Here is a 15,235-nt window from a genome sequence, read left to right on the forward strand (position 1 = left end):
TTTTACTAAACTGGCATTTCTGTTGTTAATTTAACATATTTAGTCTGGGAGAGCCAGTTCAAAACAGAGCGCCTAGCTATGGGATAATATATGCCAAAATCGCAAAAACTAGAAGAAATTTTATCTATTCTTGCCAAAATTAGAGAGCATCCGACAAGTGAAGAAGGGATGATAATTTTACGCCAAGGTCTTAAGAGTAAATATTCTATAGCTGTTGCTCAAGCAGCAAAGATAGTCGGCGAATCCACTATTACTGAGTTAGTTGCTGATCTTGTAGAAGCTTTTGCTCGAATGATGGTCAAACCCGCACAAGTAGACCAAAATTGTCTTGCCAAGAAAGAGATAGCAAAAACACTGTATCACTTAGAATACAGCGATGAAAACCTTTTTCTGCAAGGGATTCGACATATTCAGATGGAGCCAGTATGGGGAGGAGTTGAAGATACTGCTGCCCATCTGCGGGGTATATGTGCTTTAGGTCTGGTGAGAATGAACTACTCAGATGTAATGAACGAATTAGCCGATCTACTAGCTGACCCCAAACCAGAAGCAAGAGTTGCTGCTGCAAAGGCGATCGCCTACACAGGAAATCCCCAAGGTGTACCTTTACTTCGTTTAAAAACTCGCATAGGCGATCAAGCACCACAGGTGATTTCGGAGTGCTTCAGTGCTTTGTTACAACTAGCTCCGACTGATTCAGTTGCAATAGTTGCTAATTTTCTTTTTGACCCAAAGGAGCAAATCTGTGAGTTAGCAGCATTGACGTTGGGTGAATCACGATTAGAGGAAGCATTTGATCTTCTCAGAAATTGCTGGCAGCAAACAAGAAATGTAGAACTTCGTGGCACATTGTTATTAGCAATAGGGATGTTGCGACAAGATAAAGCAATAGATTACCTGATTTCACTAGTGGCTCAAGGAAAAGACATTGATGCAAAAGATGCGATTGCAGCGTTGGCTATTTATCGAGAAGATCGTAAACTGTGGCAGCGAGTTGATCGAGCTAGTGAACAAAGAGCTAATCAATTGGGACTTTGAAAGCGTTGAGGATGTAGGAAAGTGCGAAAGTCTTAGCTGAGGCGATGAATTTTTGGATTAATGTCTTAATGAAGTTGTGGCGGCTCCTCGGAGTCGAACCGTGAAGTTCTGGATTAGCCATTGGAGCCGAAAATATTCAAGATTTCCAAAGGTGGTGTTGCAGAATTTAGTTGATCTGGGTGTTTTGGTGAAACAAGAACATACCGTACTCTGGTTTTTTCCTGTTCAGCGTTACTTTCTAACCGATGAATCAATCCAACGCGCGATTGTTAATCAAGTGCGTGCAGCTGTTTTAGAAAATATCCGACTGGATTCCCGCACGGCTGTGCTAATCAGCTTGATGAAAACCTGTCATCTCAGCAATACCGTCTTTACATCCGAACAATTGCCAGAGGTGCGATCGCTTGAATCCGCGATCGCGAATGGTGAATTAGTGAGTAAGGCTGTCTCAGAAATCATCGCCACTGCTCATCACTTCGATATTCTTTTTCTCTGTTGAGTTCGTACAATCCAATTCGCCCTAACCATTTTCTAATACTACTAAAGCTTGGAGTTCCGTGTTTGGAAAAATCAACGTACAACTCAAATGTTTTCTCAACTCCTCGCAAACTATTGCCACAATTAATAACTTGTTGTAACGATATTTGAATTGTTTCGACTGAATAATGATGCCCCTTTGCTATCTGAGCAAGAGCCTGTCCACTTATTTCCAAGTTAGCTAGAGCGCTTATAATTATCTCTTTTTTTTTCGTCGCCTATCTCAATATTCTGTTTGAGTAGCTTTGATTCCGCAATTTTCGCTCTGCTTTTCCAATAGTCTCGTGAGGCTGATAAATCTCTGACTTTTATTTCTAATGCTCTGAGTTTTTTCTGTTTTTCCAAAGCTCTCTCTTTCCAATTGTCTCGACCATTGCGAAACAATCTTGCTAATCGGCTGGTTGGGCTTTTAAACTCTTGCATTAACTTTTATGCAGCTACGTACTTCTTGCATGAAAATCTACCACCTTAAAACCCTCAGAGTCAACACCCTAGTGCAGAGGTTTTTAGAGTTGTTGGGAAAGCCCAAGCGTGCTTAATTAAACTTTCTCTAACATTTTTAATTGTCTATCCATTTCACCACCCAGGAGCAAGATAATAATGTTGAACTCTCGGTCAATGTGATATTTTTTCTGTAACACTTATTGTCTGCCTTACGATTGAGTACATTTTTTCCTATCTCAATTACTATAAGGCTTTGGGTTTCGCGCTCCTGACTCCCTAGTTCCCAGTCTAAACTAGTCAGGAGCGCATCTGTGACTGCAACAAATTGAGTTTTTCTTTAGTCTTTTGAACAGTCGTTTGATTTTTTAAGAAGGTATCTACTATGAATCGAATTCTCAAACGTGCATTTCTACCCAGTTTCATGGCTGCCAGTTTAACTGGAATCTCCTTAGTTCCTCTTCAACCAGCAGCAGCTAACGACCGAATTTTAGGAGATGCAGCCCTTGGTGCTGGTACTTGTGTAGTAACTGGAGCTGCTAGAAGACGTGGTACTGTTTTACGCAATGCTGCTAAGTGTGGTGCGGCTGGTGCCGCCGTCAATTTGGTTGGACGTAAGAAAAAACGTAACTTAGGTAGAGATGCCGCAGTCGGTGCAGCAAGTAGCGCCGGGGTTCGCGCTATTCTTGGCGGGCGCGAAGATGTGGCTGGCGATTTATTAGATGGCGCAGCAGCAGGTGCAGCTATTAATATTTTGAGGAGATAAACAATAATCGTTATCGAGGCTCTGGCGAATGGGGATAAGGTAACGCTGGTTGGTTTTGGCTGGTTCGAGCGACGCGTAGCTTGCCGCCGTAGGCATCGCTCTTCTCGTGAAGAGCGTAACCCAAAAACCAAAGAGACAATTACAATTCCAGCCACTAGAGTGCTTGCATTTTCTGCTGGGAAACAGTTTTAAGAAAAAGTAGCGCCATAAAGCATAAATAAGCCATCCTACCCAAAAGGCTGGCCCCACCGTTCCCAGTTCTCCTTATTAAATGGACTGCGCCACTTCAAAATAAGGTTCAACTCCAACTCTTGCCGTGTACGTCGATCAACCGGAGCATCCCACCAAAATGCGGCGTTGACTGCTGTTTGTAATCCATAGCGATAATGTAAATCCTGGTATAGGGCGATGTAATCTTTGCAGGCGTGTATACCCTGCCATCGCTTGTTACTGCGGCACGTTTCGCCCACGTACAACACAACAGAAGCCGCCGAGTCTATGATGAAATACAGACAAGCTGACCCAGGACTATCAACTGGCAATCGATAAAATGACATTGGCACAAGCCGCAGCAAGAGTGGATCAATTTGGTCTGGGTCGCAGTGTTTAGGGGTAAGGTCAAATAATGCCGTCTGCTGTGGTGGTTTGTTCTCTCTCACATAATGCTGATATTCAAAAATCTGAGATTTCCACTTCAACAGCGCCTCAAAACTCATTACCAGTGTCTCTGCTCTGCGTTCTGGTGTGACGGTCAAATCAGAAAATAAATTTAGCTGGTTGGGTTCCAAGGTGATTAATGGGAATGTACAAACCAGTAGATTATCCCCCACAATCCAATGGAATTAAACTGGTTAGCAGGTTTACCAAAGCGATCGCTGCTGATTTTTGGGAATTTTAAAATAGCGTTGCAATTTTGGGGAAAGCGAACTACTAGTCATCACCAGCCATAACACAGCCAAAGCAATAGATGTGGAATGAAAAGCGCACAAAGAGGTAACAGGTAAGCATCCTACCATTGAATATACATTTGAGTTGGTAAAAAATCCTGTGAATCCACAGGCACTGACTCAAAACGTCAAAATCGGAAAAATCTCTTCTGGGAAAGTACACAAGCAGTACCCACTGATGGGAATGACTGGTAGATCGAGTGTAGTTCATTTCCACTCTGTAACTCACTGGACTTATACAGGCAAGCAAATGAATGGTGTTCGCTTAGTACAAATCCATCCAGAGGCAGCAAAAAAAGCAGGCATTAAAAATGGTGATGAAATCATAGTTGAAAGCCCCAGAGGAGCAATCACTGGCACTGCATTGGTTTGGTCAGGAATTCGAGAAGATACTATTTTTATCCCTGGCTGGTTCGGGCCTGGGCAGAAAATGGCAGAAGAGTTTGGAACTCCTTACTATGAGTCAGTTAATATCTTGATAGATAAACAATATTATGACAATCTTTCAGGACAGGAGGCATTTAAATGTTTTGCCTGCCGAGTCAAAAAAGCATAAGGATTATTCGTTCCAAGTAATAGCGTGCGTAAAGCCAACTCTTAGAGGAACTGTGCCCTAAGCGTTCGCGGTAGCGTAGTCTTGCAACTCCTGTGGAGTACGCTTTGAGCAAGTATTCGTTCGCTTTTAGCGTCTCGTAGAAAGCGTCTGCCTACGCCTACGCTTTACAAGTGCAATTTTGATTCAAATTCAAGGTTGGCGGTTAGATCCGCTTATTCAATTTGAGCAATTTCTCCTATTATTATTAATAACTCATTTATTTTTTAAAGATATAATAATTAATTGGATTCAGAAAAATGGGTAAATTAAAAATTGAGTTAATTATCATTGACGCTGATCTAGCAAGACATCAAAATGTTTAACCTTAGTTTCAGGTTTAATGAGATACTGGTTATCTTTGGGCAGAGGGTGTACTTGTTCTATGTCATTCCCAGCAAAGGCACGAATAGCATTGCGTGACTCCCAATAAGAGATGACAGTGAACTCTGTAATTGTGCCATTAGTACGACGAAATACTTGCGCTCCTAGATTACCAGGGATCGATTGAATTTTTTTAATTCCAGCTTCAGTTAAATATTTATAATATTCGTCTGCTTTATTGGTGAGTGTTTGACCATGCCAAATACGTGCAACTACTGTTTTGTATTGGGCGGTACTCCCATTAATTTTAGATGGAACTGCGCTAGGCTCAGTCTGTGCAACTGCTACACAAGGTAAAGAACTAAGTAATAGTGCAGATCCAAGAAATATGCCGAAAAAATTTTCTCTTCTCATTGTAATGCTGCATCTGAAAGTGACAATAATCCAAGAGCAAATATTTCCAATTTTATATCGTTTTTCCTTGCCATTAATCTTGAGTGAACAAATCTTTCTGAGTGTATCGTCTAATTGACCCTTTGTTAGGATGATTTTTAGAGAATAGTATTATCCCCGACGAAACAGAGTTTCGAGATAAACTTGGGAAACACCGCGATCCCCATCAGCATTTTGCAGCAGAAACAGGGAGATGGCTGCGGTAATAAGACGATGTTCATCCCAATCAGGATGTTTTTCTAAGTAGGTATTGAGAGATTGATGTAGCGTTTCGGGAAGATTAGTAAAGATATTTTGGGTTGAGTTCATATAATAAAAGCTTCAGAAAAAGCAAATCAATAGAGACAAGAAGCTAGAGGTGATACAGTGCAAGTACAGTTTCACCCATTCAATGCTAGCCGAACTACTGGCACTAACAACTGAATAGTTTTATACAGTTGATGCTCAAAATGGAACAGGCGGCAAAGGCTAGTGGATTTATTTTGTGCTGATTGGCTCAGTTTGTCAATGTTGCAAAATGTTAAAGAGAAATATAGAAAAAATAAATAATTACGTGAAAGCTAGGGTTAGAGATAGGTTTTGTTTACGTTGCGTAATAATAACTCAGTAAAGCAGACTGATTGCTACAGACATGACAAAATACCCATTGAGTGAACAGAAGCCGATTATCTGGTAAAACAACTGTGGAAAACAGCAGAAATAGCTGTGGAAAGTCTGTGGAATCTGCTCAGACCTTGCACCCTAGTACCGCAAGGCGGAATTTAAAATTCAAAATTCAAAATTAATACATCGTAAGCGTTTGATTGATCTGGGATGGGTGGTTTATTTATGCCGTCCTGTACTAGTTTTGGTTAACATAGAAATTCCCCTGACATTGCACATATTGTATGCCCAAGACTTGGAACATCAAGATAGATAACTATTTTCAAGCCAACCCCAATTGCATCATCGCCACCGCTCATGTAGACTCGTTCCCTATAGACCTGCCGCTAGAACCGAACATCCGCGAACCGAACCGTAAAAGCGCGACCTACAGACAAATGTTCGATTCACTGACCACCGAACCTGGAAAATTCTTCTCCCGTCATAGTGGAATCGTCCTGTCAGCCAATAAAGTTAAACCAAGCAAAACCTCACTCGAACTAGAAGTTTTGGAAGCTAACGAGGGGGGTAGTGATGGCATTATTAACGGGGGGCATACAGTTTTAGCTTTTGAGCAAGCGAAAAATTACAAATATGACCTAACCGAAGCCAGAGTAAAAGTTACGATTCACATTGGGCTGACTGAAGAATCAGCCAAAGATATAGCCCTGGCAAGTAATACCACAACGCCAGTAGATTCTCGCTCCAAAGTCAACGCCAGAGGTGATTACAAATTCATCAAGCAGTATTTAGCCCAGTTAGAACAGAAAGAAGATAGAAAATTCCGCATTGCCTATTACCAAAACCAAAGCGGCGCTCCTAGAAACGCCCAGTGTAATGTCACCCATTTGCTCAAGCTGCTTTACTGCCTCGACAGAAATAAATATAACCCCGACGGCAATAAACGAACCAAACACCCAGCAGGAATGAGTCTTCCAAGTAACATCACAGATGCAGAAACCGAAAGATTAACCGCTTTACTGCCTCTCTTGACTCATGCTCTGTGGATAGAGCAAAGACTCTACGAAATAATCCAAGACTATATCAGCAACCCTAGAAGAAAGGGTGTTAACGACTTAGCATCAATTGATATACGTAAAACTACGCTTCTGCCTGATAGCAAATACTCTTTTGGGTTTGGTGCGCCAACTGACCTGGCATTACCGATAATTGCCTCATATCGGGTATTTCTAGACAAGGAATATAAATGGATTCTGCCATTTAATGAATTTGCCGAAGATTTCCTCCAACACTTGTGGAATAACTATTTCCGTAAATACTTGGTGTCGGAGAAAACAGCAGGAAATACAGTCGGCACAAAAATTAGCCGCAATCAAGAGATTTGGGAAAGTTTGTATATCTCAGCGCAGAGTTATCTAAATCAGCACTTGGTGCAAATGGTTAACTCCAGTAAAGAAGAGTCAGAATCCAAGGTTACACAAGTTAAAAAAGCTACAAGAGGGCGTTTGCAAGCAGATAAGAAATAATAGTAAACTGTCGTATATGTAATTTTCCAGAGCATTAGTAAATAACGAATTTTGGCTGAACTTGCATGTTTCTAAAGCTCAAGATTCTCTTATGCCGAATGCCAAAATCTAGCAATACTGATCCGTTTTTTCTCCTCTTTAACTCTGTAGACAAGATGATGGGGTTTAAGAATCATCTGACGAATATTAAGGTCGTCAAACTCAGGTACTCGATATAATTTATTATGTAGTCTAGTTATTAGTCTACGCACGACTAAAAAACAGAGTATGACAATCTTACAAGTTGTGAATAAAGAGTTTTCAGAAGTTCCCGTCATTGATATTAGTCCATTGATTTCTCAAACTAGCAACTCCAGTGATGTAATTGCAGACCAAATTAGACAAGCTCTCTATGATTACGGTTTCTTCTATATCGTCGGACATGGAGTTGATGAACAACTACAAAAGCAGTTGGAAGATATCAGCCAAGAGTTTTTCGCGCAGGATGTAGAAACAAAACTGAGGATTCGTATGGCTCTTGGTGGTAAAGCATGGCGAGGATATTTCCCCGTGGGTAATGAGTTGACATCAGGTAGACCGGACTTAAAAGAGGGTATTTACTTCGGTACAGAACTAGAATCAGACCACCCACTTGTGAAAACTGGTGTACCAATGCACGGTCAAAATCTTTTTCCATCTAATATTCCCCAATTTCGGGAAACAGTGCTGGATTATATAGACTCAATGACCAGACTTGGACACGCCCTAATGGCTGGTATTGCTCTAAGTTTGGGGTTAGAAAAGTCCTACTTTGCAGACCTTTATACGAAAAACCCATTGATATTATTTCGGATTTTCAATTACCCTCCTAATTCATCATTATCTGAATCTAAATGGGGCGTTGGCGAACATACAGATTATGGAGTATTGACTATACTAAAACAAGATGATGTCGGTGGATTACAAGTCAAATTAAAGTCTGGTTGGATAGATGCACCTCCTATTCCTGGTTCATTCGTATGCAACATTGGGGATATGCTCGATCGTATGACACAAGGACTGTATCGCTCAACACCCCACCGCGTTCAGAACCGATCAACAAGTAATCGCTTGTCATTTCCATTCTTCTTTGATCCCAATTTCAACATTGAAGTCAAACCCATTGAACTCAACGGCATAGTAGTGAATGACGATCAAAGCGATCGCTGGGATAAAGCCAGTGTCCACGAATTTCGCGGGACTTATGGTGATTATCTTCTGAATAAAGTCTCCAAAGTATTTCCAGAACTGCGCCAAACAGTGTTTTAGAGTGCTGTACTGTTAAGACTCGAATATAAAAATTGATAGATTCGACATAACTTTAATCTTCTTTTACTGTTACCCAATCGTTCAAAACAGCTATATAGCAAGCAGTTAACGTTGGTCTGATTAGGGTCTTATGTTCATGTTTGGCAAGATAACCATCTTCTAATTCGTTCTGCTCAAAAAAAACTCCAATTACGTCAAAAAGTTTATTAGCAACATCCAATGAAGATGATATTGAATTTAGCACAAGGGAGATGGGTCAATCCGCTGCATTGACTGGTTATCTTGATATCGCCTCCGATCACCCTCAACCACTCAACCCAAAACACGTCAATGATCGCTTCCAATCACTTGTCTTCACCATCACCTTCTGGAACGCTTAGAGCCTGTCAAGAAACAACTTTTACAATTTATTATCTAGAAAGCTTACTGAGAAAGCATTTTTAGCTATTGCCACCATGCAAAGTTTATGTGGCAAAGCACTAGCCCAGTGGACGAGGCATTCCAATGCCATATCCCTGTGCAAAATCAATTCCTAGTGCTGTAATTCGCTCTAAAATCGCGTCATTTTCCACAAACTCAGCAATTGTCTTAATACCCATCACATTGCTAATCTGCGTCATTGCTGTGACGATTGCACTATCCACAGGATTATCGACAATATTACGAATAAAGCTGCCGTCAATTTTGAGGTAATCCACAGGCAAAGACTTGAGATAAGCAAACGACGACATCCCCACCCCAAAATCGTCCAACGCAAAGCGACAGCCCATCCGTTGAAGTGACTGAATAAACTGCTTGGCTTTGCTCAGGTTGGCGATCGCTACAGTCTCGGTAATCTCAAAGCAAATGCACTGGGGTGAGATGGAGTATAAGGCAAATTGCTCATACAGAAAGTCAATAAACCGATCATCGTTGATGCTAGAGCTAGAAAGGTTAATTGTATAAATACTTTGTTTATTGCCAATTACCCTTCAGTCCACCTGGTCTTCCCCCCTCGACTAGGTAGTTCCCAAAGTCCTTCTAAACCAAGCTTTTTCCATCTGTGCAAAACTTCTCTTACTGTCTGGGGAGTCCAATTCAAGTGAACAGCTATTTTTTCTACATAAGCACCATCTGCATTTAACCTGATTACTTCTGCTCGGTCTTTTACTTTCTGTGGTACATCTGCTGTTCTCAGATTGAACAGGGTTTGGTTTTGCTCACGAGTCAGAAAGACTCTTAAACGAGTGCCCATATTTTAGTTACCTCGGTAAATTTATTCTCCGTATTTACTTATCTTCACATAGTTGGGTTTTTTCCTGCCTACCTACTGACTCAATAGGATGAAATTATCAGTAGTGCCAAGTTTGCTGAACCCCAAACCCGAAAGAGTATTTGCTATCAGGCAACAAAGCTAAAAAGTCGTATCAGCCTTAGGTAGAAACTCTTAGTAAAATTAAGAAGTATTACGTTTAAGTAAAGAGGTTGTAAAAAATGTAACTTTATCTATCTGAAAGGGTAAATTGAAAGTAGTTAAAAAAACTTTATAACCCAATGCTTAAAAGCCACAATTTCTGGACATTCTGACCAAAAAAACTATTTAATGTTTAAGTACCTGTAATAAATGCTAAGAATTTATAAAAATTACCATTGCTTTGACATTGACTAGCAAAAATAAAATCATCTATTTTCCCTATTTTAAGAGTTATATAACTACTGTGCTACAGCTTCTTAAAAACACCGAATATAGGGTTGAAACTATTTTGGAATTTATCAAACTTGAAAAACTTTATTGACTTGAATGTGTCCGAAAATCAGTATACGCCAAATAATCCTACTAAAAAGCCGATTTTGTTAAGTGAAGAATACATCACGGGGTGTAGCTATACGAGTAAAGATTCGTTGCCAGAGGTGAAAGCTTCAGATAATCCGCTAAAAATAGACTGGGAGCAGATACTTTATTCGCTAACGGAACTTAGCCCGTTTCCGATTGGAATTGTATGTCTGAAAAGCGGACAAATTCTCTTTAAAAACAAATTACTAGCGCCTTTTTTTGGAATTGATTCAAGCCAAACATTTGACAAGATTATCCCTGAGCTTTATGCCCAGCCTGCTTTATGGACTAAATTAGTTAACAAGCTTAAAAGTGGCAACCTCATCAATAGTTATGCCGTAGAAGTCAAAAAAAACAACGGTGATACTTTTAAAGCACAAATTTCAGCTAAGGTTGTTAATTACGAAGACAAACTGGCGGCGCTATTCATATTTACGAATAATACTGAGCAGTTAAAAATCCAGCAGGAGAATTTATTATTCACAAATACTGTAGAACCGATCAAAGATGTCATTGACTTCACGCACAGCCAGCCAAACTTGGTAGATGTTAACTCTTCTATTGTAAGCACTACAGACGACAATCTAAGTATCCAAACGGTTGAAAATGTCTCAAGATTAGAACAGCCACAAGTAGATTTGCATCTGATGGAACGTGCGATTGCTGCTAGTAGTAATGGTATTATTTTGACAGATCCCAATCAAGCAGATAATCCCATCATTTATGTTAATCGAGCATTTGAGTCGATCACAGGCTACTGTGCCAGTGAAGTTATTGGACGAAATTGCCGCTTTTTGCAAGGAAATGATCCAGAGCAAGTAGCCCTTCAGGAATTACGTAGTGCTATTCAAGAACAAAGAGAATGTCATGTTATTTTACGGAATTACCGCAAGGATAATGTACCGTTTTGCCATGAACTCTACTTAGCTCCGGTGTTTGATAATTCTGGTTCTTTGACTAATTTTATTGGTATCCAAACTGATATTACTCACCATCTAGAAGCTCTTGAAGCATTACGAAAGCAAGAAGAACAGTATCGCCGCATTGTACAAACAGCAACTGAAGGAATTTGGGTACTCGATAAAGACAACCGCACTACTTTTGTCAACCAACAGATGGCAACAATGTTAGGTTACACCATTGAAGAAATGCTGGGTGCGACGCTATTTTCTTTTATGGATTCTGAAGGGGTGGAAATAGCCAATGCTTATCTTTTACGACGTCATCAAGGTATTGAAGAAGCGCACGATTTCAAATTCCGCTGCCAGGACGGTTCAGACCTCTGGGCAATTATTTCTTGTGCCCCGTTATTAGATGACCAGGGAAATTATGCTGGAGCCTTGGGAATGGTTACTAACATTACTGACCGCAAACTAGCAGAAGCTGCACTCCAAGAAAGCAAACAACGTTTGGATGGAATTTTATGTTCTCTTGAAGACGTAATTTGGTCAATTTCTGCTGATACTTTTGAAACTTTTTATCTCAATCCTGCTACCTTTAAAGTTTATGGTCATTCTGCATCAGAATTTTTTGATAACTCTAATCTTTGGTTTGAAGTTATTCACCCGGAAGATCAGCAACTAGTTTATGCTGCCATTCAAGCATTATTCTTAATTGACAAGCAAGAACTAGAATACCGAATTGTTAGACCTGATGGACAGGTACGCTGGCTGTTGAACCGAAGCCATTTAATTTATAATGCTTGTGGTCGGCCGATTCGTATCGATGGAATTGCAACAGACATCACTGAGCGCAAACTTCTTGAAGAAAAGTTAGTTCACAATGCTTTTTATGATGCTCTGACTGGACTGCCCAATCGGATTTTATTTATAGATAAGCTAGAACAAGCCATCGCACAGATGAAACGTAATCCAGATGATTTGTTTGCTGTCTTATTCCTTGACCTTGACCGTTTCAAAGTCGTCAACGATAGCTTAGGACACTTAGTTGGCGACCAACTATTGGTAACACTTGCTCAACGTTTACAACAGTGCCTCCAACCTGGCGATACTGTTGCTCGCTTAGGTGGAGACGAGTTTACCATTTTACTTTCCCATATTCAAACTATTGAAGATGCCACACACATCGCAGAACATATACATCAGGCATTAAAGTCGCCCTTCAACTTGTGCGGATATGAAGTATTTACGAATGCTAGCATTGGCATTGTTTTAGGTACAAACAAATATGCTCAACCTGCCGATTTACTTCGAGATGCTGACACTGCTCTTTACCGTGCTAAAGAGGAGAGTCAAACTGGGCATATAGTATTTGATACTACTATGTATCATCGGGCAGTAACGCTGTTGCAGTTAGAGACTGACTTGCGCTGGGCAATTGAACGACAGGAGTTGTGCCTTTACTACCAGCCAATTATTTGTATGAAAACAGGAACAATTACAGGATTTGAAGCACTCGTTCGCTGGCAACATCCAGAACGTGGACTTATTTCTCCAGGCGAGTTTATTCCTATAGCAGAAGAAACTGGATTAATTATCCCAATTGGTCAATGGGTACTAACTGAGTCTTGTCAGCAATTGCGGCAGTGGCAACTACAATTTCCTGCCATCAAGCCCTTGACCGTGAATGTTAACCTTTCTGGTAAACATTTTTCTCAACCTCATCTAATTGAAGAAATCAGCCAAATTCTCGAAGATACTAGTCTTAACCCTAGCAACTTAAAGCTAGAAATCACAGAAACTGCAATTATTGCCTCTCCTGAAAAGGCTACCTCCGTCCTTAAGCAACTTAAAGCTTTTGGTTTGCAATTATGTATTGATGATTTTGGGACAGGTTATTCATCTCTAGCTTATCTGCATAAATTTCCCATTGATGTTCTCAAGATTGACCACTCCTTTATTAATCGCATTGATAGCGATACTGAACAATTCGCTATTGTTCGGGCTATTGTTACTTTAGCCGATAACTTAGGAATGAGTGTCGTTGCTGAAGGGGTAGAAACAATTGACCAATTAGTACAACTTAAATTGCTACAATGCCAAGAAGCACAAGGTTACTTATTTTCAAAGCCCTTGGATCAAGAACAAGCAAGAATTTTATTAGCTTCTGAGCAATCTTTTTTCAGCCCATAAAAGCATACAATTAAATCAAAATAAATAAATGTTAGTATTCAGAAGAAGGACTTGATCCTGCTCAGAATCTGGATCTAAAACTCTGTTCCATGAAGTGGTTGTGTAATACACTTTAACTGACCGCCATGCTTGTCTACAATTTGATAACAAATTGACATTCTTAAACCTGTACCTGAACCAACGGGTTTAGTTGTAAAGAAAGGGTCAAAGATTTTTTGCCTGACTTTTTCTGTCATCCCACAGCACCTGAGTTCGACATGACAGAAATGCTTAAAAATGAGTCGTAGTCGATGTTATATCAATTAGTGATTCTTGTTGACAATGAATAGTCAAAATAAACTAATCCAAAAACTGCTATTTTGGAAAATTTAAGTTAAATAATTTAGTTCAATAAAAAGAGTGATTAAACTAACAAAGCAGGTAAATTTTCGACTTCATTTTTATCTAGCTTTAAAGAGGGTTTTTTCTCTTGAAAAGTATAAGCAATTAAACCTGCAAGTAGATTAACCATAAAATTCTTAACACTTCTATGGCGAGAATGAACAATTTGAGAAATATTTTTTAATTGGTCATTAACAGTTTCGATTAACGACCTTTTTCGTAACATCAGTTTTTCCCACAACTCAACCAACTTATTATTCATATTTTTCTTGAAGGGAGTAATTAGCTTGATATTATTTGACCAAAATTCTGACCACACTTTTTTAGAAATATACCCTTTGTCTCCAAAAAGATTACCCCATAAATTTTGAGTTAAGGTCGGAACTGGTACTCGGTCATCTGTATTTACAGGAGTTACTTGAAAAGCTAGTAATTCCCCTTGATCATTAATGATTAAATGGAGCTTAAAACCAAAATACCAAGCGACAGAACTCTTTCCCCAACCTGATAAGCCACTGAAAACCTTATTTCGTTTCGCTCTCTTTGGATGACAAATTGGAATAGATATACTGTCAATAAAACTGATGCCGGTAATATTTCCTTTGGGAGAATTTAAGTATAAGATTAAAGGCATTAGAGCCTGATGCATTAATTCAACAAATCTGTTATAACTTACCAAGCACGGAAATTCTTTTTGATAATGTTTCAGCAGATTGTCTTGATAATAACTCTTAAAATTTCGATAATTAGAATGATGAAAATAAATTATTATTGTCATGACTTCACTTAAACAGAGTTGACTTTTTCTTTCTCTTTTTTGCTTTTGAGAGGCAATAACTTTAGACTTAAAATTTTCTTCAAAAATCACACAAAAATCATCTATCTCACAAAACAACTTTTCTAATTCCATTATCTATTCCTCTCTCTGAAATAATTACTTTATTCTCAGAGCTTTGGGACGATATTGATGGTTACTGGTAATATTACTTAGGATTTTGTTAAAAAAATTATTTATTGAAGTTGTTAACTAGCAATTATTTATCAATAGCTTAAAATTATTGACAATTACTCAAGCCTAAAAAAAACCTCTAACTCTTATGAGCAGCTATTTGTAGCTTATTTTCTTACATCGAACTCAGGTACAGCCATTGTCAATAACTCGAATCATTACTTGATTACTATCTAAAACTTCAGTAACAATGCGGATTTGAGGATTATGATTTGTTGATTGTTTATTTCCAGTCCTTATAATATTGCTCTCTGGTAACAGGTAACCGATTATTGATTCTCTCAAAATATCAATGGCATTAGTTAAAAGGTTCAAAAATACCTGATTAAGTTGCCCAGGGTAAGGGACTTCCATAAAATAAACTATTCCACCAACAGTAATGATAATCATTTTAAAGGGGGGATGAAGGGGCTGCCGACGGCAGCC

16 protein-coding genes and 1 pseudogene are annotated in these 15,235 nt (G+C 39.3%); 8 read left to right on the plus strand and 9 right to left on the minus strand.

Annotated features, from left to right (window positions below):
* The first annotated feature begins 90 nt into the window (after positions 1-90).
* The 4 genes from HWQ42_RS14590 to HWQ42_RS14605 all read left to right on the plus strand — a co-directional run bounded on the left by HWQ42_RS14590 (position 91) and on the right by HWQ42_RS14605 (position 2,974).
* Positions 91-1,038, plus strand: a complete 948-nt coding sequence (locus HWQ42_RS14590) for a hypothetical protein (RefSeq protein WP_292813175.1) — start codon at positions 91-93, stop codon at positions 1,036-1,038.
* Positions 1,039-1,114: 76 nt separating this feature from the next.
* Entirely contained in the window at positions 1,115-1,537 is a 423-nt protein-coding gene (locus tag HWQ42_RS14595) for a GPP34 family phosphoprotein (RefSeq protein ID WP_292813178.1), read from the plus strand.
* An 864-nt stretch (positions 1,538-2,401) separates the two neighbouring features.
* A complete protein-coding gene (locus HWQ42_RS14600) occupies positions 2,402-2,782 on the plus strand; it encodes a hypothetical protein (RefSeq protein WP_292813181.1) in 381 nt (126 codons plus the stop codon).
* Positions 2,783-2,785: 3 nt separating this feature from the next.
* Positions 2,786-2,974: an HU family DNA-binding protein gene (locus HWQ42_RS14605; RefSeq protein WP_292813209.1), complete on the plus strand. Its 189-nt coding sequence runs from the start codon at positions 2,786-2,788 to the stop codon at positions 2,972-2,974.
* Positions 2,975-3,009: 35 nt separating this feature from the next.
* Here HWQ42_RS14605 and HWQ42_RS14610 read toward each other — a convergent pair whose 3' ends face one another.
* Positions 3,010-3,612, minus strand: coding sequence for a GIY-YIG nuclease family protein (locus HWQ42_RS14610; protein ID WP_367119056.1), 603 nt, complete (start codon positions 3,610-3,612; stop codon positions 3,010-3,012).
* A 30-nt stretch (positions 3,613-3,642) separates the two neighbouring features.
* Complete coding sequence (locus HWQ42_RS14615; protein ID WP_292813183.1) at positions 3,643-3,798, minus strand: hypothetical protein; 156 nt, start codon at positions 3,796-3,798, stop codon at positions 3,643-3,645.
* A gap of 31 nt (positions 3,799-3,829) precedes the next feature.
* On the opposite strand from HWQ42_RS14615, the gene HWQ42_RS14620 reads away from it, so the two are divergent.
* Positions 3,830-4,285: a molybdopterin dinucleotide binding domain-containing protein gene (locus tag HWQ42_RS14620; RefSeq protein ID WP_292813186.1), complete on the plus strand. Its 456-nt coding sequence runs from the start codon at positions 3,830-3,832 to the stop codon at positions 4,283-4,285.
* A gap of 324 nt (positions 4,286-4,609) precedes the next feature.
* On the opposite strand, the gene HWQ42_RS14625 is transcribed toward HWQ42_RS14620, so the two are convergent.
* Both HWQ42_RS14625 and HWQ42_RS14630 read right to left on the minus strand, forming a co-directional pair.
* A complete protein-coding gene (locus HWQ42_RS14625; RefSeq protein WP_292813189.1) occupies positions 4,610-5,059 on the minus strand; it encodes an antibiotic biosynthesis monooxygenase in 450 nt (149 codons plus the stop codon).
* Between the two features lie 150 nt (positions 5,060-5,209).
* On the minus strand, positions 5,210-5,407 hold the full coding sequence (locus HWQ42_RS14630) for a DUF2811 domain-containing protein (RefSeq protein WP_193919668.1): 198 nt from the start codon (positions 5,405-5,407) through the stop codon (positions 5,210-5,212).
* A 578-nt stretch (positions 5,408-5,985) separates the two neighbouring features.
* Here HWQ42_RS14630 and HWQ42_RS14635 point away from each other — a divergent pair.
* A complete protein-coding gene (locus tag HWQ42_RS14635; protein WP_292813195.1) occupies positions 5,986-7,227 on the plus strand; it encodes an AIPR family protein in 1,242 nt (413 codons plus the stop codon).
* A gap of 267 nt (positions 7,228-7,494) precedes the next feature.
* Positions 7,495-8,514, plus strand: a complete 1,020-nt coding sequence (locus tag HWQ42_RS14640) for a 2-oxoglutarate and iron-dependent oxygenase domain-containing protein (protein WP_292813197.1) — start codon at positions 7,495-7,497, stop codon at positions 8,512-8,514.
* A gap of 479 nt (positions 8,515-8,993) precedes the next feature.
* Here the strand turns inward: HWQ42_RS14640 and HWQ42_RS14645 are convergent, their stop codons facing one another.
* Both HWQ42_RS14645 and HWQ42_RS14650 read right to left on the minus strand, forming a co-directional pair.
* A complete protein-coding gene (locus HWQ42_RS14645) occupies positions 8,994-9,479 on the minus strand; it encodes an EAL domain-containing protein (RefSeq protein WP_367119057.1) in 486 nt (161 codons plus the stop codon).
* Positions 9,479-9,748 carry a helix-turn-helix domain-containing protein gene (locus HWQ42_RS14650; RefSeq protein ID WP_292813200.1) on the minus strand — a complete coding sequence of 90 codons (270 nt, stop codon included), beginning with the start codon at positions 9,746-9,748 and terminating at the stop codon, positions 9,479-9,481. The genes HWQ42_RS14645 and HWQ42_RS14650 overlap by 1 nt, the downstream gene beginning before the upstream one ends.
* A gap of 524 nt (positions 9,749-10,272) precedes the next feature.
* On the opposite strand from HWQ42_RS14650, the gene HWQ42_RS14655 reads away from it, so the two are divergent.
* Complete coding sequence (locus HWQ42_RS14655; RefSeq protein ID WP_292813203.1) at positions 10,273-13,419, plus strand: EAL domain-containing protein; 3,147 nt, start codon at positions 10,273-10,275, stop codon at positions 13,417-13,419.
* A 74-nt stretch (positions 13,420-13,493) separates the two neighbouring features.
* Here the strand turns inward: HWQ42_RS14655 and HWQ42_RS14660 are convergent, their stop codons facing one another.
* The 3 genes and pseudogenes from HWQ42_RS14660 to HWQ42_RS14670 form a co-directional block, all read right to left on the minus strand.
* Positions 13,494-13,697 carry an ATP-binding protein gene (locus HWQ42_RS14660; protein ID WP_292813217.1) on the minus strand — a complete coding sequence of 68 codons (204 nt, stop codon included), beginning with the start codon at positions 13,695-13,697 and terminating at the stop codon, positions 13,494-13,496.
* 125 nt (positions 13,698-13,822) lie between these two features.
* On the minus strand, positions 13,823-14,710 hold the full coding sequence (locus tag HWQ42_RS14665; RefSeq protein ID WP_292813205.1) for an IS982 family transposase: 888 nt from the start codon (positions 14,708-14,710) through the stop codon (positions 13,823-13,825).
* A gap of 225 nt (positions 14,711-14,935) precedes the next feature.
* A pseudogene (locus HWQ42_RS14670) lies at positions 14,936-15,235 on the minus strand (PAS domain-containing sensor histidine kinase); the annotation flags it as partial.

It is taken from the genome of Nostoc sp. JL23 (assembly GCF_017115065.1).
In the GTDB taxonomy this organism is placed as follows: Bacteria; Cyanobacteriota; Cyanobacteriia; order Cyanobacteriales; family Nostocaceae; genus Nostoc; species Nostoc punctiforme_A.